This window comes from Saccharopolyspora ipomoeae, assembly GCF_029952525.1.
GTDB classification, from domain to species: domain Bacteria; phylum Actinomycetota; class Actinomycetes; order Mycobacteriales; family Pseudonocardiaceae; genus Saccharopolyspora; species Saccharopolyspora ipomoeae.
Map to the genome: position 1 here is coordinate 67,676 of NZ_JASAOF010000021.1, position 18,698 is coordinate 86,373.

Sequence of the window (18,698 nt, forward strand, 5' to 3'; positions counted from 1 at the left end):
TCGTCAGACGGGCAGGAGAGTCGAGACGAGGTGGGTGAGGCGGCGGGTGTTGCGGCACTCGTGCATCTCGGCGATGGCCGCGTACTCCAGGGCCGCTGAATCGCCCGTCGACCAGCGGTTCTCCGGTTCCGGGTTGAGCCAGAACACCCGCCGGGAGCGCTCCTTGATCAGGTGCAGCGCCTCCAGGTTGGGGTTCCAGCCGTTGGTGCGGGCGTCGCCGAGCACCAGCACCGAGGTGCGCGGGCCGACCGCGTCCAGGTGGCGCTCGGCGAACTCGCCGAGCGCGTGGCCGTAGTCGCTGCTGTCGTGCCAGCCGGTCACCTCCGCCTCGGTGAGCACGCGGCGCCCGAGCTCGGCCGGATCGGCGGCGCCGGGTTCGACGAGGTGGGTGACCTCGTCGGTGCGGTTGACGAAGGCGAACACCCGCACCTTGCTGAACTGGTCGTGCAGCGCTTGGACCAGCAGCATCGTGAAGTTCGCGAACCCGGCCACCGAGCCCGACACGTCGCACAGCAGCACGATCTCCGGCCGGGCCGGGCGGTGGTGCTGGTAGGCGGGGCGCAGCGGCACGCCGCCGGTGGACAGCGAGCGGCGCAGCGTCCGGCGCAGGTCGATGCCGCCGCGGCTGGCGCGGCGCCGCCGGGCAGCCATGCGGGTGGCGAGCTTGCGGGCCAGCGGCTGCACGGCGCGGCGCAGCTCGGCGAGCTGATCGCGCCCCGCGTTGAGGAAGTCGACCTGGTCGGCGCTGGGGGTGATGGCGTGCTTGGCGACGTGGTCGGTGCCGCGCAGCTCCGCGGACCGACGTCGGGCCTCGGTGCGGACCTTCTCGCGGAAACCGTCGATGCGGCGGCGGATCTCGTCGCGATCCAGCCGATCGGTGAAGTCCTCCACGGTTCCGGCGCGCATGGCCGCGAGGACCCGGGCGAGCAGCGTCTGCGGTTGCAGCCGCTCCAAGGTCTGGTGCGCCGACCAGCCCTGCGGCCCGCCCTCGCCGCCGAAGTGCCCGAGCGCGTCCACCGCCTCCCCGGCCAGCTGCGACAGGGCGCCGGAGTCGTCGCCGGCCAGCGCCTCCACGAGCCGCTGCTCCAGGTCTTCGGGATCGCCGTCGCGGGCGCTCTCGGGTGCGCCGACGCCGCTGGGAAAGTAGAGGTCGAAGGCCGCGTCGAAGACCTTGCGCTGCCCGTCGGTGCGCAGCAGCGCGGCGGCCAGGCCCTCGCGCAACCGCTCCCGGTCGGCCATGCCGAGGACCTCGGCGGCAGCGGCGGCGTCGACGGTCTCGCCCGGACCGATGCGCAGCCCCTGCTCGCGCAGCGCCCCGGCGAAACCGACCAGGCGGGCCTGCAAGGTCATGGCACGACCAGCTTCTCGGTGGCCCGCCGGACGTCGTCCTGGTGCTTGAGGATGACGCCGAGGCTGTCGCGCACCACCTCCTCGTCGAGGGTGTCGGCGCCCAGCGCCAGCAGCGTGCGGGCCCAGTCGATCGTCTCGGCCACCGACGGCGACTTGCGCAGCTGCATCCCGCGCAGCGCCCCGACCAGCTCGACGACCGAGGAGGCCAGCGCCTCGTCGAGGCCCGGGACCTTGAGCCGCAGGATGCGCTGCTCCAGCTCGGCGTCGGGGAAGTCGATGTGCAGGAACAGGCAGCGGCGCCGCAGCGCCTCGGACAGCTCGCGGGTGGCGTTGGAGGTCAGCACCACGAACGGCCGCCGGGAGGCGCTGACGGTGCCGAGCTCGGGCACGGTGACCTGGAAGTCGCTGAGCACCTCCAGCAGCAGGCCCTCGACCTCGACGTCGGCCTTGTCGGTCTCGTCGATGAGCAGCACCGTCGGCTCGTCGCCGCTGATGGCCGTGAGCAGCGGCCGGGGGAGCAGGAACTCCTCGCTGAAGATGTCGGTGCGGGCCTCGTCCCAGGTCTCGTCGCGACCGGCGGTGATGCGCAGCAGCTGCTTGGCGTGGTTCCACTCGTAGAGCGCGCGGGCCTCGTCGATGCCCTCGTAGCACTGCAACCGGACCAGGCGGGCCTCGGCGACGGTCGCGACGGCCTTGGCCAGTTCGGTCTTGCCGACCCCGGCCGGTCCCTCGACCAGCAGCGGCTTGCCGAGCCGGTCGGCCAGGAACACCGTGGTGGCCACGGCGTTCGAGGCGAGGTAGCCGGTTTCGGCCAGTTGCTCGACGACGTCGTCCACCGACTCGAAGATGCCCGTCCCGCCGTCGCTCACCGCGCGCTCCCCTCACCGAGTCCCATACCGAACGGTTGCTCAGTTCGCGTGGTGCTGTCCAACGGAAGTGACGCCGCTCACCCGCAGCGGAAGGTGATCTCGTGCAGGCCCGTCGCGCCGTCGGGGACGACACCCCGGCGGGTCTCGGTCTGCGGGGTGCCGGTGCGGTCGGTGGCCCGGCACTGCACGACGTGCTCGCCCGGCGGCAGGTCCAGCCTGGCCCGCCACATCCGCCAGGTGTCGCGGCCCGCCTCGGTGGCCAGCTCGGCGGGTTGCCACGGTCCGCCGTCGACGCGGACGTGCACCGCGTCGATGCCGGTGTGCTGGGCCCAGGCGATCCCGGCCACCGTCACCTGCCCGGCCGGGACCTGGGCGCCGCGCTGCGGGCGGTCGATGCGGGACTGGGTCTTGATCGGCCCGAACCGGGACCACCCGCGCTGCTGCCAGTAGGCCTGCCGGTCGAAGGTGGTGACCTCGGCGTCGACCAGCCACTTGGTGGCGGAGACGTAGCCGTAGAGGCCGGGCACGACCATGCGCACGGGGAAGCCGTGCTGGGCGGGCAGCGGTTCTCCGTTCATCTCGAACGCCAGCAGCGCGCCGCGGTCGGGTTCCAGGAGGAGGTCGACGGGCGTGCCCGCGCTGTAGCCGTCGGTGCTGGTGGTGATCAGCTGCTGCGCGCCCGGCCGCACCCCGGCCTCCAGCAGCAGGTCGCGCACCGGCACGCCGACGAAGTGCGCGGTGGAGATGAGGTTGCCGCCGACCTCGTTGGACACGCAGGCGAGGGTGATCGTGCGCGACTCCAGGCGGCGGGCGAGCAGGTCGGCGAAGGACAGGTCCAGCTCGCGCTCGACCATGCCGTGCAGCCGCAGCCGCCAGTCCTCGGCGCGCAGCCGGGGCACGACCAGGGCCGTGTCGATCCGGTAGAAGTCGCGGTTGGGGGTGACGAACGGCGGCGTGCCGTCGGCGACGAAGTCCGCGCCGGGTGGGATCGCCGGTGCCGGCAGCTTCGGCAGTCGCGCGGCGACCTGCTGCTGGGAGGTGGCGGTGCTGGACTGCTTGGCGGTTCCGGCGATACCGGCGAGTCCGGCGCCGACCACGACGAGGCCGGAGGTCGCCAGGAACCGGCGCCGTTCGAACTCGGTGGTCGCGGGCCGGCCGCCGAGCCGGTGCAGCCCGGTGAACACGCCCACCCCCACGATCAGCGATACCACCGCGGGCAGCGCGGCACCCTCGGGCCTGCTCAGCGCCGCCGCGATCCCGACGAGCCCGAACGCGCCGATGATCAGCGCGCCCGGCAGCACCCGGTGCCGCGAGAGCAAACCGGCGGTGACGGCGAGGGCGGCGATGACCACGCCCATGCCGGTGAGCAGCGCTATCTTGTCGGCGGTGCCGAACAGCGCCACCGCGAACTCCTTCACCCCGGGCGGCACCAGGTCGATGAACGCGCCGCCGACGGCGACCGGGGGAGAGGTGCGCGGATCGCCGAAACCGGCCACCAGGTGCCCGGCGGCCAGCGCCGAGCCCGCCGCGATGAGTCCGATCGCGGCGGCTCGGCCACGGGAGAGCGAGGTCATGGTTTCATTCGAGCCCTGCCGCGACCGCCGCGCCAGAGGTGCGGGCGAGGCGTAAGGGAGCCGAAAGTTCTTGTGGATCGATGACATCCCGGCCCGGACGGCCCCGTCCCGGCCGGGGCGGCCCTAGCGTCGGGGCGTGCGCATCCTGCTGACCGGCGCCGCCGGGTTCATCGGCTCGGCCGTCGCCGAGGCCCTCACCGACCACGGCCACGAGATCGTGGCCCTCGACGCCCTGCTGCCCCAAGCCCACGGGGCGCCGCCGCGGACCCGGTTCCCGTTGGTGCGCGGTGATGTCCGCGACGCGGAGCTGGTGCGGCGGCTGCTGCGCGGCGTCGACGTCGTGTGCCACCAGGCCGCGATGGTCGGCCACGGCGTCGACCCCTCCGACATGCCCGATTACGCCGCCCACAACGACCTCGGCACGGCGGTGCTGCTGGCCGCGATGCACGAGACCGGGGTGCGGCGGCTGGTGCTGGCCTCCTCGATGGTCGTCTACGGCGAGGGCCGCTACCGCTGCACCGAGCACGGCGACGTCCGCCCCGGCCGGCGGCGTGCCGAGGACGTCGAGGCCGGGAGGTTCGAGCCGCCGTGCCCGCGCTGCGGGAAGCCGCTGACCAGCGAGCTCGTCCCGGAGGACGCTCCGCTGGACCCGCGCAGCACCTACGCCGCCACCAAGCTCGCGCAGGAGCACCTCGCCGCCGCCTGGGCGCGGCAGACCGGGGGAGACGTGCGGGCGCTGCGCTACCACAACGTCTACGGCCCGTGGATGCCCAGCGGCACCCCCTACGCCGGTGTCGCGTCGCTGTTCCGCTCCGCGCTGCACCGGGGCGAGGCTCCGAAGGTGCTGGAGGACGGGCGGCAGCGACGCGACTTCGTGCACGTCCGCGACGTGGCCGCCGCCAACCTCGCGGCGGTGGAAACCCCTGCGCCGCAGGGGGAACTGGACGCGGTCAACGTCTGCTCCGGAACCCCGCACACCATCGGCGAACTCGCCGAATCCCTCGCCTCGGCCTGCGGCGGACCCGCTCCGCAGGTGGTGGGCGGGGCGCGGCCCAACGACGTCCGGCACGTCGTCGCCGATCCCGCCAAAGCCCGCCGGGTGCTGGGGTTCCAGGCGCGCGTCGACTTCGCCGACGGGGTGCGCGAGTTCGCCGGGGCGCCGCTACGCGACGCCGTCGGCCAGGGGTAGCCGGACCTCGAAGCGGCAGCCGGGACCGTGGTTGCGGGCGCGGATCTCACCGCGGTGGGCCTGGACCAGTCCGCGCGCGATGGCCAGCCCCAGCCCGGCGCCGTGCTCGCCGTCGCCCCGCGCCTGATCGCCCCGGTAGGCGACCTCGAAGACCCGATCCAGCTCGGTTTCGGCGATGCCGCCGCAGGCGTCGTCGACCCGCAGCCACGCCTGCCCGCCCTCGCGACCCGCCGAGAGCACCACCGAGCCGTGCGGCGGGGTGTGCCGGATGGCGTTGGACAGCAGGTTGCGCACCACCCGCGCCAGTTCTGCGTCGCTGCCGGCCACCACGGGCCAGTGCTCGGTCTCGGTCGCCAGGCGCACCCCGCGCCGCTGCGCGCGGGGGTTCTCGGCGGCCACGGCTTCGCTGACGACGTCGTGCAGCGGGACCGCGCCGAGTTCGAGGTGCAGGGCGCCCGCTGTGATGCGGGAGAGCTCGAAGAGGTCGTCCACCATCCGCGACAGGCGTTCGGTCTCGCCGCGGATGCGGTCGGCGTAGGAGCAGACCTCGCCGCGCTCGTCCACGACCCCGTCGGCCAGCGCCTCGGCCATCGCGCGGATGCCCGCCAGCGGGGTGCGCAGGTCGTGGCTGATCCAGGCGACCAGCTCGCGCCGCGAGGCCTCGGCGGCGCGCTCGCGGGCGCGGGCCTCGCGCTCCCACACGCTGCGGCGGGCGATGGTGCGGCCCAGCACGACCGCGATCGGCGCGGTGATCACGCCGACGGCGGTGCAGATGACGACCACGGTGGTCAGCAGCGGGCCGAACATGAATCCGGTGACGCCGAGAACTCCGGCCAGCGTCGCCGCCAGCGGCACGACCACCAGCACGGTCAGCGTCGTGGCCAGCGAGCGGTGCCGCAGCAGGTACAGCAGCCCGGCGCCGATCAGCGCGACCGGCAGGGACAGGCCGATCGCGTACGGCGCGACGTGGGTGAGCTCGGTGAGCAGGTCCATCAGCCCACCTCGGGGTCGTAGCGGTAGCCCACGCCCCACACGGTGCTGATCCGGTCGGGGCGGTCGGGTCGCGGTTCGATCTTCTCCCGCAACCGCCGCATGTGGACGGTCACGGTCGACTGGTCGCCGAAGTTCCAGCCCCACACCGATTCCAGCAGCTCGGCCCGGGTGAAGGCGCGGCGGGGGTTGCGCATCAGGTGCGCGAGCAGGTCGAACTCGCGGATGGTCAGCGACAGCTCCACCCCGTCGAGGGTGCAGCGGCGCGCACCCGGGTCCAGCACCAGCGAACCGTCCGCGAGGGACTCCTGCGCGGCCGGGGGCGCGTGGGAGGCGCGGCGCAGCACCGAGGTCACCCGCAGCACGAGCTCGCGGGGGCTGAACGGCTTGACGACGTAGTCGTCGGCGCCCAGCTCCAGGCCTGCGACCCGGTCGGACTCCTCGCCGAGCGCGGTCAGCATCACCACCGGCACCGAGCCGTGCTCGCGGACCCGGCGGCAGACCTCCAGACCGCCGAGGCCGGGCAGCATCAGGTCGAGCACGATCAGGTCGGGCCTGCGGTCGGCGTAGGTGCGCAGGGCCTCCTCGCCGTCACCGGCGAGGAACACCTCGTAACCGGCGCGTTCCAGGTAGCGGCGCACGACGTCGCGCACCGCGTGGTCGTCGTCGACCACCAGCACCCGCATCCCCATCACCAGCCCGTCGCGATCAGGTGTTCGACGCCCAGCGCCGTCACCGCCTGCGCGCCCAGCCACCAGCGCCGGGAGGCGGCGGGCAGCAGCGCACCGGCCACAGCGAACCACACCGCGAACGGCAACCAGATCCGCTCGACCTCAGCCTTGCTCAACCCGGACAGGTCCGCCACCACCACGGCCGCCCCCGCGGCGACCACCAGCCACCGGGCCGGGGAGGAGCTCCGGAAGGAGGCGGCCGCCGCGAGGGGACCGGCGGAGAGCAGGAACGCGCCGAGGTTGCCGAAGACCCAGTAGGCGTAGGGGCGCTGCGCGAAATCGCCCTGGTGGTAGCGCTGGACGACCAGGTGGTAGCCGTCGAGCCACCAGAACCCCGCCGCGGTGAACGCCGCGACGACCAGCGATGCCCCCAGGGCGGCGATCAGCAGCGAGCGCCAGGAGCGGTCGAGCGCGACGACGGCGAGCGCGAGCACGGCCACGAGGGTGAGGCCGTAGCTGAGGTACAGCGAGAAGCCCAGCAGCAGCCCGGCCAGCAGCGCGCGACGTCGCGCCAGCAGGGCGATGCCGACGGTGGTGACCCCGGTGAACAGCCCGTCGGCCGAGACGCCCATCCACACCGCGCCCGGGAACAGCACCACGAACGGGATCACCGCGCGGGCCGCGGGCTCGTCGCGCAGCGCCTTGACCGTCGCCGGGACCGCGACCGCGGCCAGGGCCCCGACCAGCAGCGTCACCACCGATGCCCAGGTGCCGCCGCCGAGCCCGAGCCGGTCCAGCCAGGTGTACACCAGCAGCACCCCGGGCGGATGACCCGACACGTGCACCGTCCACGACTCGGGCTGACCTGCCAGGACGTGCCGGGTGAACTCGGCGAGCACGACGCCGATGTCGTGCACCCGGGGCACGTCGTGCAGGTATTCGGTCCAGTCGGTGAGCCGTTCGGTGATGCCGCCGCGCCACCCGCCGACCAGCGCCAGCGACACCGTCCACGCCAGCGCGGCCGCGTAGCTCGCCGCCAGCAGCCCGCGCCAGGGCAGCCGCGCGGACACCGCCGGGCCCCAGACGATCACGACCACGGCGACCGCCACCGCCAGGGGCGTTCCGGGGCCGACGTGCGGTGCCCAGAAGCCGAACAGCGGCGCGGCGTCGGCGAAGAGGGGAACACCGATTCGGTTGAGCAGCGCGCCGGCGATCGCCGTGGCGGCGACCACCAGGACGGCGGCGGTCAGGGCGAGCAGGTCGGCACGGCGGGGCACGGCTGCGAACCTAGCCGTGGGCGGGGGTGGTTTCCCACGCGTGGGAGCGATCCGTCAGAACCTCGTAAGAACTTCCCCGGCGTAAGGATTCGGTAAGCGCTGCAGCGGTTTTCGGGCCGTCCACTGTGCGCTTGCATGGGTGTTGTGAACGAAGTCGACGTCGTGCTGCCCTGCCTGGACGAAGCCGCCGCTCTGCCCGGAGTGCTCGCCGCCCTGCCACCCGGGTACCGCGCTCTCGTGGTGGACAACGGCTCCCGCGACCGATCCGCGGCGGTGGCCGCCGAGCTCGGCGCGACCGTGGTCGCCGAACCCCGCCGCGGCTACGGCGCCGCCGTGCACACCGGCCTGCTGGCCGCCCGCACCGAGATCGTGTGCTTCGCCGACTGCGACGGTTCCCTGGACCCGGCGGTGCTGCCCGAGCTCGTCGCTCGGGTGCGCGCCGGAGCCGAGATGGCGGTGGGCCGCCGCGTCCCGACCACCCCGGGCGCGTGGCCGTGGCACGCCCGCGCGGGCAACGCGCTCATCGCGGCCCTGCTGCGGCGCGACGGCGTGCCGGTCCACGACATCGCCCCGGTCCGCGCCGCGCGCCGCGCCGACCTCCTCGCGCTCGGGGTGGCCGACCGCGCCTTCGGCTACCCGCTGGAACTGCTGCGGCTGGCCGGGCGTGCCGGGTGGCGCATCGCCGAGATCGACGTCGACTACCGGCCCCGGGCCGCGGGCACCCGCTCGAAGGTCTCCGGGTCGCTGCGCGGCACCCTGCGCGCCACCCGCGACATGGCCCGGGTGCTGCGATGACCGCGCTGCTCGTCGTCGCCAAAGCACCCGTGCCCGGCCTGGCCAAGACGCGCCTGTGCCCGCCGGCCACGCCCGAGCAGGCCGCCGAGCTCGCCGCCGCCAGCCTGCTCGACACCCTCGACGCCGTGCACGCCACCCCGGCGACGCACCCGGTCGTCGCGCTCACCGGCGAGATCGACCGCGCTGCCCGAGCCGCCGAACTCCGCTCGCGGCTGCGCACCACGACCCTGCTGGCCCAGCGCGGCGCGGACTTCCCGCAGCGCCTGGCCGCCGCCCACGCCGACACGGCGCGCCTGGGACTGCCGGTGCTGCAGATCGGCATGGACACCCCGCAGGTCACCGCCGGACTGCTCGCCGAGGCCCGCGACCGGCTGCGCGGCGCCGACGCCGTGCTCGGCCCGGCCGCCGACGGCGGCTGGTGGGCCATCGGCTTCCGCGATCCCCGGGCCGCCGCGCTGCTGGCCGGGATCCCGACCTCCCGCGCCGACACCGGGCGCCGCACCCTGCTCGCCCTGCGCGAGGCCGGGCTGCGGGTCGCGGCGCTGCCCGAGCTCACCGACGTCGACACCATGCCCGACGCCCGCGCCGTCGCCGCCGGGATCCCGGGGAGCCGCTTCGCCGAGGCCCTCGCCGGGTGCCCGCGGTGAGCGGCGAGTTCGACGCCGCCCTGCGCGGCGCCACCGCCACCCTGCGCACCAGCGACGGCGCGAGCCGTCCGCTGCCGGGACGGCGCTGGAGCGCCGCTCCCGAGGCCGCCGACCGGCACGTGCTGGCGTCCTGCACCGGTCCCGTGCTCGACATCGGCTGCGGACCCGGCAGGCTCACCGAGGCCCTGACCAGAGCAGGAGTGCCGTGCCTGGGCATCGACAGCTCGCCGCTGGCCGTCGCGATGACCGTGCGGCGCGGGGCGATGGCGCTGCGCCGCGACGTCTTCGGCCCGCTGCCCGGTGAGGGCGGCTGGGGCGAGGCGCTGCTCATCGACGGCAACATCGGCATCGGCGGCGACCCCCGAGCCTTGCTGGGGCGGGTCCGCCGGTTGCTGCGGCCCGGGGGAGCGGCGTGGGTGGAGGTCGAGCCGCCCGGGACCGGGATCTGGTGCGGTACCGCCGTCGTCGACGCCGCCGGACCGGGCCGCAGCTTCGGCTGGGCCCGGGTGGGCGCCGAAGCCATCGCGGGCCTGGCTCCGGGGTTCGTCCCGCGCGTGATCGCGGTCGGCGGGCGCTGGTTCGCGGAGCTGCGCAGCACGTCTTGACTCGCGGCGACCGGAGAACCAGGATTCCCGCCCGCATGGGACAATAAGTCCAGTGTGGACGATCGGAAAAACGGTACCGGCGAGGATGAATCGGACTTAGCGCGTCAAAGGCCCCTGCCCGGCTGTGATTTTGCTCCGAATGGCGTGATTTTCCGCCCGAATTGCTCGGGTTTGTCGCTCTGGTCTCGTTGGGCCCGGTTTTCCATACAGTATTCTGCATTCACTCGTCCGGGTGTCCGGACGAGTGGCGCAGCAGTCGGTGTGAGGGGACGCGGATGAACTTCCCGGTGTGGGTGTGGGCGGTGACGCTGGTCGCGCTGCTCGGCCTGATCGCGGCCGACCTGCTGATCGTGGGCCGGCGGCCGCACGCCGTCGGCGTCAAGGAAGCCGGCTTGTGGGTGGCCTTCTACGTCGCGCTCGCGGCGATCTTCGGCGGACTGCTGTTCGCCTTCGCCGGGTCGACCAGCGGCGCGGAGTTCTTCGCCGGGTACGTCACCGAGTACAGCCTGTCGGTGGACAACCTGTTCGTCTTCGTGCTCATCATGTCCCGGTTCGCGGTGCCCCGCGAGCACCAGCACCGGGTCCTCTACATCGGCATCCTGATCTCGCTGGTGCTGCGCGCGGTCTGCATCGCCGCGGGCGTCGCGGTGCTCGCCGCGTTCAACTGGGTGTTCTACCTGTTCGGCGCGTTCCTGATCTACACCGCGATCAAGGTCGCCCGCGACGCCGGCGACGACTCGGAGGACGACGACGGCAGCGGCATGATCCGCGCGCTGCAGAAGTTCGTGCCCACCACCGACACCTACGACGGCGGCAAGATGGTCACCCGCGTCGACGGCAAGCGGATGTTCACCCCGCTGCTGCTGGTCGTGGCCGCGCTCGGGCTCGCCAACGTGATCTTCGCGCTCGACTCGATGCCGGCCATCTTCGGGCTCACCAAGGACGGCTTCATCATCTTCACCGCGAACGCCTTCGCGCTGATGGGGCTGCGGCAGCTGTACTTCGTCATCGGCGGGCTGCTCGACCGGCTCATCTACCTCAGCTACGGGCTGGCGGTCATCCTCGGCTTCATCGGGCTGAAGCTGATCATCGAAGCGCTGCACGGCTCGCACGTCGAGGAGATCCACTTCGCGGTGCCCGACATCGGCATCGCCGCCTCGCTGGGCTTCATCGTGCTCACCCTGGCCATCACCACGGTCGCCAGCCTCGCCCGGTCGCGCACCAAGCGCCAGGACGAACCGGCACCTGAACCGGTGACGACCGGGGCCGAGGCGGAATAAAGCGCGCCGCCCGGCGTTGTCCGGGCATGGCGCGCAAATCGCCGGAGCGGATCCTGGCCGAGCACCGGGACGAGGTGCAGCACCGCATCGAGTCGCTGCAGCGGCACCTCGCGTCCATCGTCGAGCAGGCCACCTGGACCACCAACGACGACGAGCACGACCCCGAGGGCGTGACCATCGCCTACGAGCGCGCCCAGACCCAGGGCCTGCTGGCCGACGCCAAGGCCGAGCTCGACGCGCTCGACCAGGCCGCCCACCGCATCGAGACCGGTACCTACGGCCAGTGCCTGCGCTGCGGCAAGCGCATCAGCAAGGAACGCCTCGAAGCCCTGCCCGCGGCCACCCTGTGCATCCGCTGCACCTCGGCGCGGCACTGACCTCCCGCAGCGGGCGCGGGCCGCGAACGACCCCGCTCGCGCGCTCAGGTCGGGCGCCAGACCGCCAGTTCGCAGCCACCGGGCTCCCGGAAGTGGAAACGCCGGCCACCGGGGAACTCGAACGGCTCGACCGTGATGACGCCTCCCGCGCTCTCCACGTCGCGCCGCGCCTGGTCGAGGTCGTCCGCGCGGATCGTCACCAGGGGCGCCGGAGGCAGCTCGTCGGGATCGGACTGGAAGCCGAGGGTGATACCGGCACCGGCCACGTCGGCGTAGTCGGGCCCGTAGGGGGTGGCGGTCCAGCCGAAAGCCCGTGCGAAGAACCGGCCCGAGCTGGAAGCCGCACTCGATGGGAACTCAACGAAGTCGATCGCGTACACGCCCCGAGCGTAGGTGCGGCCCCCGACAGCGGGCTCCCGGTCGAGGACCAACACCGAGTTGACCCCTCGGTGAGGCTGCCCGGTGGGTCTCAGTCCTCGCCGACGGCCAGCCGGGACAGCCGCGTGGGCGTGGGCCAGCGGACGTGGTGGACCCACCCGGCCTTCTCGAACAGCCAGATGACCCGCGCCGAGATGTCGATCTGACCCCGTTGCACGCCGTGCCGGGCGCAGGTGGGGTCGGCGTGGTGCAGGTTGTGCCAGGACTCGCCCATGCTCAGGATCGCCAGCGGCCAGAAGTTCGCCGCCTTGTCGCGGCTCTTGAACGGGCGTTCGCCCACCAGGTGGCAGATGGAGTTCACCGACCAGGTCACGTGGTGCAGGAACGCCACCCGCACCAGACCGGCCCAGAAGAACGCGGTCAGCGCGCCCCATGCGGTGCCGGTGATCAGCCAGCCCATCAGGCCCGGCAGCAGGAACGTCGCCACGGTCAGCGGCCCGAAGAGCTTGTGCACCAGGCGCATGTCGGAGTCGGCCAGCAGGTCCGGGACGAAGCGCTCCTGGTTGGTCAGGTCGCGCTCGAACACCCAGCCCATGTGCGCGTGCCAGAACCCGCGCACCAGCGCAGCCGGTGAGGTCCCGAAGGCCCAGGGGGAGTGCGGGTCGCCCTCCCGGTCGGCGAAGGCGTGGTGGCGGCGGTGGTCGGACACCCAGTGCAGGATCGGCCCCTGCACCGCCATGCTCGCCACGACCGCGAGGGTGATCCGCAACCAGCGCTTCGCGCGGAAGGCGCCGTGGGTGAAGTAGCGGTGGTAGCCGACCGTGACGCCCAGGATCGTCAGCACGTACCAGCCCGCCGCCAGGGCGACGTCCCACCAGCGCAGGCCCCAGCCCCACGCCAGCGGCACGGCCGCCAGCAGCGCCAGGAACGGTCCGAGGATGAACACGTACACCGACAGCTGCGGGCCCCAGGGCCTGCGCCCGGCCAGGACGGGTTTGGGTCCGGTGATCTCGGCAGCGTCCAACTGGCATCTCCTCGGCTAGGGGTGCGGTGGGCCCGCACGCTTCACCCAACCCCGAGGGCGCTGATGATCGCAAGGAACCGGGCGGCAACCGGCGGTGAACTCCGCACGACCGGTACGTCGCATTCGGTAGGGCGGTTGTCGCTCCTGGGCCGACGATGCGAGCGGCCAACGCGCCGATGCTGGTCTCACCGACGAAGAAGGTGAGCAGAGATGGTGACCGAACTCCTGATGCAGTGGGGACCCGGTGGTCCCGGACCCGGCGGGCACGGCGGAGGCCCGTTCTGGATCTTCGGGCTGGTGTGGATGGTGCTCATCGCCGCCCTGATCGGCACGGTGATCTACGCGCTGCTGCGCAAGACCCGGCGTCCCTCGGCGACCGAGAGCGCCCGCACGATCCTCGCCGAGCGCTACGCCCGAGGCGAGCTCACCGGCGAGGAGTACCGAGAACGACTCGGCGAACTCCGGTGATGTGGTCGTGAACTCCGGGTGATGTGGTTGTGGGAGGGGGACAGTTTTCATGAAAACTGTCCCCCTCCACGTCCACGAGACACCCCCACGAGGTCTCCCGTCCCCACGAGTGGGGAAGTTTTCATGAAAACTTCCCGGTCTCCAGAGGTGGGCAGTTTTCATGAGAACTGTCCACCCACCAACGCGAGGTGAGCACCTCGTCCACGAGGGACGTCGTGGTGTCAGCTGTGCCGAGCGGCTTGCCGCGAGCCCGGTGCGGAGAGCCGGCCGCGGGCGCTGACCAGCGCGGTGCGGGCGTTGGCGCGCTCGCCTTGAGCGAGGTGCTCGGCGGCGGAGCGCACCGCGGTCACCGCGTCCGCCGAGACCTCGATCTGCGGGTGCTCGTCGAGCAGCCCGACGGCGCGGGTGAGTTCCTGACGGGCGCGGTCCGCCGGGTTGTTCGGCTTCGTCAGCAGGTCGATGAGGGCTGTGTCCACCGCGTCGCGCAGGGCCGCCTCGGTCGAGCTGTGCGGTAGTGCAGTCACGGGCCGGGAGTCTATGCGCTGAACAGCACAATTTTCTCCGCCGATGATCACCCACATGGGTGGATCTCGTTGATCCGGTGCAACGGAGTGCTGAAAAGTACCCGTCTTTCTCTGCTTCCTCTTCCGAATTCTCACCCGGAAAGTGTTCGCTGCCGGTCACCGCGAATACCGTCGGGTGAACGCTCGGCGTCGAACGCCTCTCGTGCGCATTTCGCCTGGGTAGGCGGCTTTCGGTGGTTCGTCCGATCTGCGTGTGCCCTGGCGCACACTTAGTTGCGTCATACAACTAACTTGTTACGGTCACTCTTAGTACCGATTTCTGCTCAGCGCGTTCCGCGCGAGTGACCGGAACGAATGAGGCCCCGGGGTGGCGCGGGGCCGGAAGGGGCGCAGCGTGACAACTGACCAGCAATGGGACATCGTGACCAGCGTCGGGCTGACCGCGCTGGGCGTGGCCGCCGCTCGGGCGCTGGAGACCCACCGCGAGAACCGGCTGATCTCCGACCCGTACGCGGCCGCCTTCGTCAAGGCCGCCGACGCACCGGCCCCCATGCCGACCTCCCCGGCCGAGGTCGCGGAACTGCCGGCCGACTCCGTCTGGGCGCAGGCCAAGATGGAGGACTACATGGGCGTGCGGTCCCGCTGCTTCGACGACTTCTTCGCTGAGGCGGGCGAAGCGGGAGTCCGGCAGGCCGTGATCCTCGCGTCCGGGCTCGACGCGCGCGCCCAGCGCCTGGACTGGGCCGAGGGCACCACCGTGTTCGAGATCGACCAGCCCAAGGTCCTGGAGTTCAAGCAGACCGTCCTCGACGGGCTCGACGCCGCGCCGAACTGCGCGCACCGCCCCGTGGCGATCGACCTGCGCGAGAACTGGTCGGCGGCGCTGACCGAGGCCGGCTTCGACCCGTCGCAACCCACCGCCTGGCTCGCCGAGGGCCTGCTGCCGTACCTGCCCGAGGAGGCCGAGCAGCAGCTGCTGGAGACCATCGACCGGCTTTCCGCCCCCGGCAGCCGGCTCGCGGTGGAGGACTTCGCCAACGTCGGGCAGATCTTCGAGGACGAGAGCCTCGCGGAGTTCGGCAAGGAGTGGGGCCTGGACATGCGCGACCTGCTGCACTCCGACGACCGCCCCGAGGCGCCCGACGTGCTGCGCGGGTTCGGCTGGAAGACCGAGGTCGAGGGTGCCGAGGCCAAGGCGGCCCGCTACGGCCGGGACCTGACGGGCCTGTTCGGGCAGATGACCCACGCCAGCCGCTTCGTGGAGTCCCACAAGCCCGAGTGAACCCGGTGCACCCCCGAAAGGGTCTGCTGGTCAGGCTCTTTCGGGGAAACCGGCAGGCGGCTCCGGCCGCGCCTACGATCGGGTCGTGGCGGAACAGGACTGGGACATCATCAGCGGCGTCGGCCGCACCGCGCTGGCCGTGGCGGCCGTGCGCGCCATCGAGACCCACCGCGCCGACCGGCTCATCGACGACCCCCACGCCGAGGTCCTGGTGCGCGCGGCCGACCAGGGGATGGCGTTCCCGACGACGCCGGAGGCGCTGGCGGCCATCCCCGACGACGAGCGCGGCTGGGCCGAGCGCATCGACCACTACGTCGGCGTCCGGTCCCGCGTCTTCGACGACTTCCTGCTCGCCGCCGCGCGTTCCGGCCTGCGGCAGTTCGTGGTCCTGGCGGCCGGTCTCGACGCCCGCCCCTACCGGCTCGACTGGCCCGGCGGCACCGTCGTGTTCGAGCTCGACCAGCCGAAAGTGCTGCAGTTCAAACGAGAAACCCTCGCCGACGTCGAACTCCCCTGCGGCTACCGGCCGATCGGCGTCGATCTGCGCGAGGACTGGCCCGCCGCGTTGATCGGAGCGGGTTTCGACACCGCGGAACCCGCGGCGTGGCTGGCGGAGGGTCTGCTGCCGTACCTGCCGGCCGAGGCCGAACGCCGGTTGCTGGCGACGATCACCGAGCTGTCCGCGCCGTCGAGCCGGGTGGCGGTCGAGGAGTTCGGCGACACCGCGCGGATCCGCGACGACCCGAAGATCGCCGAGTACGGGCGCAAGCAGGGCATGGACCTCGACGAACTCCTCCACGCCGGAGGGGTTCCCGTCACCGAGGTGCTCGACGAGCTCGGCTGGCGCGCCGAAGCCGAGCCCAGCGAGGACGCGGCCACCCGGCTCGGCCGTGACCCGGGGCGCGCCGTCGGCCCGATGCTCGACATCAGCCGATTCGTGACCGCGGTGAAACCCGGGTGAAGACGATCACCGCGACCCGGCTCGCAAGATCGGAGTAGCCTGGGGATTCGCAAGTGTCCGCGAGCGAAACGGGTGAGCTCGGTGTTCCTGACAATTCTCGGTTGGATCGTCTTCGGTCTGATCGCCGGCTTCATCGCCCGGGCCATCGTGCCCGGCAAGGACGACATCGGCCTGCTGATGACGATCGTCGTCGGTGTCGCCGGTTCCGCGGTGGGCGGTTTCCTCTTCGGCCTGCTCACGGTGGGCCTGCGCGGTTTTCAGCCGGCGGGCTGGATCGGCTCCGTCATCGGTGCCGTGATCGTGCTCGTCATCTACAACCAGATCACGGGTCGCAAGCGCCGCATCCGCTCATGACCTGCGGCCGACACCGGCCAGCGCGGTGAAGCGCTCCGGGTTGTCACCGACCTCGGAGGGCGAGACCGGCCGCCACTGGGGCAGGAACACCAGCCCCGGTTCGACCAGCTCGAAACCCTCGAAGAACTCGCCGACCTCGACTCGCGAGCGGAACGTCATGGGAGTGGCGGTCCGCTTCTTGTAGAGGTCGGCGTGTTCGTCCGCCATGTCGGGGCGTCCCTCGGCGGTGGCGTGCGAGATCGCCAGGTAGCTGCCCGGCGCCATCGCCGCGCGGTAGCGGGCGATCATCTCCTGCGGGCCGTCCTCGTCGCCGACGAAGTGCAGCAGCGCCACCATCATCACCGCCACCGGTTCGTCGAGGTCCAGCAGCGCGGCGACCTCGTCCGAGTTCAGCACCTCGTCCGGTTCCCGCGCGTCGGCGCGCACGATGTCGGCGTCGGGGTTGTCGGCCAGCAGCTTCTTGCTGTAGGCCACGGCGACCGGATCGGTGTCGACGTAGACGACCCGCGTGCCGGGCGCGGCCAGCTGAGCCACCTCGTGCACGTTGCCCACGGTCGGGATCCCCGAGCCGAGGTCGAGGAACTGGCGGATTCCCCGCTCGACGCAGAAGTGCACGGCCCGGCGCAGGAACGCGCGGTTGGCCTGCATGATCTGCGGCAGCTCCGGCCACATCGCGATCGCCTCGTCGCCCATCTCGCGGTCGACGGCGAAGTTGTGGCTGCCGCCGAGGTAGTAGTCGTAGACGCGCGCAGCGTTCGGCCTGGCCACGTCGACCTCGTCGGGCTCGGACATCGCACTACCCCCTCACGACCGGGCGGAGGTCCCGCCCAGCCGTGATGCTAATACCCCGCAGACCCGAGTCGAGGTCAAGCACCGGCCACGGTTCAGTTGCCAACCCGTACCACCGCCACCGGGGTCACCAGATCGCGTCGGTCGGGTGTGCGGGAGGGAGCAGTTCTTCCTCGAATCACCCATGATCAAAGTCCGTTTTGCCGGGTCAATTCGAGGAAGAACCGTCCCTCGCTGACGCTCCCGGATCAGTGCTGGGTGAGCATCGTGCGCATCGAGTCGATCTCGGACTGCTGGCTGATCATGATCTCGCGGGCCATCTGCTGGGCGTCGGGGAAGCGGCCCTTGTCGACCTCGGTGCGGGCCATCGCCACCGCGCCCTCGTGGTGCTTGATCATCAGCATCAGGAACTTCTGATCGAACTCGGCGCCCTTGGCCTGGCCCAGGGCCGCCATCTCGTCGCTGGACATCATGCCGGTCATGGCGTGACCGCTGTGGTCGCCGTGGCCGGTCGCGTTCCAGTCGCGCAACCAGCCGTTGAGCTTGGCGATCTCCGGGCCCTGCGCCGCCTCGATCCGCGCGGCCAGGTCCTTGACCTGCTGGGACTCGGCGTTGGTGGCGGCCATCCGGGACATGTCGAGCGCCTGCTGGTGGTGCGGCACCATGCCCTGGGCGAACATCACGTCGACGTCGTTGTGCTCGGGCGCGGCGGGCTGCTCGGGTGCGGGCTGCTCCGGTGCGTGGTCGCCGTGCGCGGTGTGCGCCGGGGGAGCCGCCGGGGCGGCGTCGTCGGGCTGGCCGCAGCCGGCCAGCAAGGACAGGGACAGGGCGGCGCCGAACGCGGCGACACCCGTGCGGGCGTGCTTCATCGCTGGGAATACCTCGTGTTCGCTGGGGCTGGATCGGGCGTGACCGGTCGTGCCGGTCCGGTGCCGATCAGCGCCGGAGTACGCAGAGTGCGGCGAGCCGCCGAGGTAAGGGATCCGGTTGGCGCGCCCGCTCCAGGGTGCGCCGGAAGCGAGGCGGGGGCATCTCGGCGATCACGCCGAGGTCGGCGCGCAGGCGCGGGGCCAGCAGCGCGAGGAAGGACGCGGCCACCGCCAGGCACAGGTGCAGCAGGTCGTGCTCGTGGGAGCCGTCGTCGTGCTCGGAGGCGGCGGCCTGGACCTGCGCGGTCGCGGTGTGCTGGGAGTGGTGCGAGTCGTGCTGGGCGGGCACGTGGTGCATCAGCACCACGCCCAGTGCCAGGGCGAGCAGCAGGACCCAGCGCAGCGCGGTCGGGCGCACGAGATGA

At 72.3% G+C, this 18,698-nt stretch carries 22 protein-coding genes; 10 read left to right on the top strand and 12 right to left on the bottom strand.

The features are described from left to right. Positions 1 to 3: 3 nt before the first annotated feature. The 3 genes from QFW96_RS24495 to QFW96_RS24505 all read right to left on the bottom strand — a co-directional run bounded on the left by QFW96_RS24495 (position 4) and on the right by QFW96_RS24505 (position 3,793). Positions 4 to 1,350 carry a vWA domain-containing protein gene (locus QFW96_RS24495; protein ID WP_281458070.1) on the bottom strand — a complete coding sequence of 449 codons (1,347 nt, stop codon included), beginning with the start codon at positions 1,348 to 1,350 and terminating at the stop codon, positions 4 to 6. Continuing rightward, complete coding sequence (locus tag QFW96_RS24500; RefSeq protein WP_281458071.1) at positions 1,347 to 2,219, bottom strand: AAA family ATPase; 873 nt, start codon at positions 2,217 to 2,219, stop codon at positions 1,347 to 1,349. Before QFW96_RS24500 ends, QFW96_RS24495 begins: the two co-directional genes overlap by 4 nt. 77 nt (positions 2,220 to 2,296) lie before the next feature. Beyond that, positions 2,297 to 3,793 (bottom strand): molybdopterin-dependent oxidoreductase, encoded by a 1,497-nt coding sequence (locus QFW96_RS24505; RefSeq protein WP_281458072.1) that lies wholly within the window; start codon positions 3,791 to 3,793, stop codon positions 2,297 to 2,299. Positions 3,794 to 3,929: 136 nt separating this feature from the next. Between QFW96_RS24505 and QFW96_RS24510 the strand changes: the two genes are divergently transcribed. Further along, positions 3,930 to 4,982, top strand: coding sequence for an NAD-dependent epimerase/dehydratase family protein (locus QFW96_RS24510; protein ID WP_281458073.1), 1,053 nt, complete (start codon positions 3,930 to 3,932; stop codon positions 4,980 to 4,982). Here the strand turns inward: QFW96_RS24510 and QFW96_RS24515 are convergent. Genes QFW96_RS24515 through QFW96_RS24525 form a run of 3 tightly spaced genes read right to left on the bottom strand, consistent with a single transcriptional unit; the run spans position 4,956 to position 7,920 of the window. Beyond that, entirely contained in the window at positions 4,956 to 5,975 is a 1,020-nt protein-coding gene (locus tag QFW96_RS24515) for a sensor histidine kinase (RefSeq protein WP_281458074.1), read from the bottom strand. The genes QFW96_RS24510 and QFW96_RS24515 overlap by 27 nt on opposite strands. After that, positions 5,975 to 6,658, bottom strand: coding sequence for a response regulator transcription factor (locus tag QFW96_RS24520; RefSeq protein WP_281458075.1), 684 nt, complete (start codon positions 6,656 to 6,658; stop codon positions 5,975 to 5,977). The genes QFW96_RS24515 and QFW96_RS24520 overlap by 1 nt, the downstream gene beginning before the upstream one ends. 5 nt (positions 6,659 to 6,663) lie before the next feature. Then, the gene (locus QFW96_RS24525; RefSeq protein WP_281458076.1) at positions 6,664 to 7,920 is read right to left on the bottom strand and encodes a hypothetical protein; all 1,257 of its coding nucleotides are present in this window, start codon (positions 7,918 to 7,920) and stop codon (positions 6,664 to 6,666) included. Positions 7,921 to 8,055: 135 nt separating this feature from the next. Here QFW96_RS24525 and QFW96_RS24530 point away from each other — a divergent pair, with 135 nt between their 5' ends. The 5 genes from QFW96_RS24530 (at position 8,056) to QFW96_RS24550 (ending at position 11,624) form a co-directional block, all read left to right on the top strand. After that, positions 8,056 to 8,715 (top strand): glycosyltransferase family 2 protein, encoded by a 660-nt coding sequence (locus QFW96_RS24530; RefSeq protein WP_281458077.1) that lies wholly within the window; start codon positions 8,056 to 8,058, stop codon positions 8,713 to 8,715. After that, positions 8,712 to 9,362 carry a TIGR04282 family arsenosugar biosynthesis glycosyltransferase gene (locus QFW96_RS24535; RefSeq protein ID WP_281458078.1) on the top strand — a complete coding sequence of 217 codons (651 nt, stop codon included), beginning with the start codon at positions 8,712 to 8,714 and terminating at the stop codon, positions 9,360 to 9,362. Before QFW96_RS24530 ends, QFW96_RS24535 begins: the two co-directional genes overlap by 4 nt. Beyond that, positions 9,359 to 9,967: a methyltransferase domain-containing protein gene (locus QFW96_RS24540; RefSeq protein ID WP_281458079.1), complete on the top strand. Its 609-nt coding sequence runs from the start codon at positions 9,359 to 9,361 to the stop codon at positions 9,965 to 9,967. The genes QFW96_RS24535 and QFW96_RS24540 overlap by 4 nt, the downstream gene beginning before the upstream one ends. A gap of 275 nt (positions 9,968 to 10,242) precedes the next feature. Further along, complete coding sequence (locus tag QFW96_RS24545; RefSeq protein WP_281458080.1) at positions 10,243 to 11,247, top strand: TerC/Alx family metal homeostasis membrane protein; 1,005 nt, start codon at positions 10,243 to 10,245, stop codon at positions 11,245 to 11,247. A gap of 26 nt (positions 11,248 to 11,273) precedes the next feature. Continuing rightward, the gene (locus QFW96_RS24550) at positions 11,274 to 11,624 is read left to right on the top strand and encodes a TraR/DksA family transcriptional regulator (protein WP_281458081.1); all 351 of its coding nucleotides are present in this window, start codon (positions 11,274 to 11,276) and stop codon (positions 11,622 to 11,624) included. A gap of 44 nt (positions 11,625 to 11,668) precedes the next feature. On the opposite strand, the gene QFW96_RS24555 is transcribed toward QFW96_RS24550, so the two are convergent. Beyond that, positions 11,669 to 12,004, bottom strand: a complete 336-nt coding sequence (locus QFW96_RS24555; RefSeq protein ID WP_281458082.1) for a VOC family protein — start codon at positions 12,002 to 12,004, stop codon at positions 11,669 to 11,671. 89 nt (positions 12,005 to 12,093) lie between these two features. Further along, positions 12,094 to 13,026: an acyl-CoA desaturase gene (locus tag QFW96_RS24560; protein ID WP_281458083.1), complete on the bottom strand. Its 933-nt coding sequence runs from the start codon at positions 13,024 to 13,026 to the stop codon at positions 12,094 to 12,096. 210 nt (positions 13,027 to 13,236) lie between these two features. Here QFW96_RS24560 and QFW96_RS24565 point away from each other — a divergent pair, with 210 nt between their 5' ends. After that, entirely contained in the window at positions 13,237 to 13,494 is a 258-nt protein-coding gene (locus QFW96_RS24565) for an SHOCT domain-containing protein (RefSeq protein WP_281458084.1), read from the top strand. A 221-nt stretch (positions 13,495 to 13,715) separates the two neighbouring features. On the opposite strand, the gene QFW96_RS24570 is transcribed toward QFW96_RS24565, so the two are convergent. After that, entirely contained in the window at positions 13,716 to 14,018 is a 303-nt protein-coding gene (locus QFW96_RS24570) for a hypothetical protein (protein WP_281458085.1), read from the bottom strand. Positions 14,019 to 14,412: 394 nt separating this feature from the next. Here QFW96_RS24570 and QFW96_RS24575 point away from each other — a divergent pair, with 394 nt between their 5' ends. The 3 genes from QFW96_RS24575 to QFW96_RS24585 all read left to right on the top strand — a co-directional run bounded on the left by QFW96_RS24575 (position 14,413) and on the right by QFW96_RS24585 (position 16,615). Next, positions 14,413 to 15,300 carry a class I SAM-dependent methyltransferase gene (locus QFW96_RS24575; RefSeq protein ID WP_281458086.1) on the top strand — a complete coding sequence of 296 codons (888 nt, stop codon included), beginning with the start codon at positions 14,413 to 14,415 and terminating at the stop codon, positions 15,298 to 15,300. 85 nt (positions 15,301 to 15,385) lie between these two features. Then, positions 15,386 to 16,261: an SAM-dependent methyltransferase gene (locus tag QFW96_RS24580; protein WP_281458087.1), complete on the top strand. Its 876-nt coding sequence runs from the start codon at positions 15,386 to 15,388 to the stop codon at positions 16,259 to 16,261. 81 nt (positions 16,262 to 16,342) lie between these two features. Then, on the top strand, positions 16,343 to 16,615 hold the full coding sequence (locus QFW96_RS24585; protein ID WP_281458088.1) for a GlsB/YeaQ/YmgE family stress response membrane protein: 273 nt from the start codon (positions 16,343 to 16,345) through the stop codon (positions 16,613 to 16,615). On the opposite strand, the gene QFW96_RS24590 is transcribed toward QFW96_RS24585, so the two are convergent. The 3 genes from QFW96_RS24590 to QFW96_RS24600 form a co-directional block, all read right to left on the bottom strand. Then, complete coding sequence (locus QFW96_RS24590) at positions 16,610 to 17,407, bottom strand: SAM-dependent methyltransferase (protein ID WP_281458089.1); 798 nt, start codon at positions 17,405 to 17,407, stop codon at positions 16,610 to 16,612. The genes QFW96_RS24585 and QFW96_RS24590 overlap by 6 nt on opposite strands. Before the next feature lie 245 nt (positions 17,408 to 17,652). Further along, positions 17,653 to 18,273 (bottom strand): DUF305 domain-containing protein, encoded by a 621-nt coding sequence (locus QFW96_RS24595; RefSeq protein ID WP_281458090.1) that lies wholly within the window; start codon positions 18,271 to 18,273, stop codon positions 17,653 to 17,655. A gap of 67 nt (positions 18,274 to 18,340) precedes the next feature. Next, positions 18,341 to 18,691, bottom strand: coding sequence for a DUF6153 family protein (locus QFW96_RS24600; RefSeq protein WP_281458091.1), 351 nt, complete (start codon positions 18,689 to 18,691; stop codon positions 18,341 to 18,343). Positions 18,692 to 18,698: the final 7 nt, after the last annotated feature.

Excerpts from the sequence above, each read along its gene's own strand:
- QFW96_RS24535 (WP_281458078.1), top strand. The coding sequence starts at position 8,712 with ATGACCGCGCTGCTCGTCGTCGCCAAAGCACCCGTGCCCGGCCTGGCC.
- QFW96_RS24590 (WP_281458089.1), bottom strand. The coding sequence starts at position 17,407 with ATGTCCGAGCCCGACGAGGTCGACGTGGCCAGGCCGAACGCTGCGCGC.
- QFW96_RS24520 (WP_281458075.1), bottom strand. The coding sequence starts at position 6,658 with ATGCGGGTGCTGGTGGTCGACGACGACCACGCGGTGCGCGACGTCGTG.
- QFW96_RS24550 (WP_281458081.1), top strand. The coding sequence starts at position 11,274 with ATGGCGCGCAAATCGCCGGAGCGGATCCTGGCCGAGCACCGGGACGAG.
- QFW96_RS24565 (WP_281458084.1), top strand. The coding sequence starts at position 13,237 with ATGGTGACCGAACTCCTGATGCAGTGGGGACCCGGTGGTCCCGGACCC.
- QFW96_RS24595 (WP_281458090.1), bottom strand. The coding sequence starts at position 18,273 with ATGAAGCACGCCCGCACGGGTGTCGCCGCGTTCGGCGCCGCCCTGTCC.
- QFW96_RS24530 (WP_281458077.1), top strand. The coding sequence starts at position 8,056 with ATGGGTGTTGTGAACGAAGTCGACGTCGTGCTGCCCTGCCTGGACGAA.
- QFW96_RS24545 (WP_281458080.1), top strand. The coding sequence starts at position 10,243 with ATGAACTTCCCGGTGTGGGTGTGGGCGGTGACGCTGGTCGCGCTGCTC.
- QFW96_RS24505 (WP_281458072.1), bottom strand. The coding sequence starts at position 3,793 with ATGACCTCGCTCTCCCGTGGCCGAGCCGCCGCGATCGGACTCATCGCG.
- QFW96_RS24495 (WP_281458070.1), bottom strand. The coding sequence starts at position 1,350 with ATGACCTTGCAGGCCCGCCTGGTCGGTTTCGCCGGGGCGCTGCGCGAG.
- QFW96_RS24515 (WP_281458074.1), bottom strand. The coding sequence starts at position 5,975 with ATGGACCTGCTCACCGAGCTCACCCACGTCGCGCCGTACGCGATCGGC.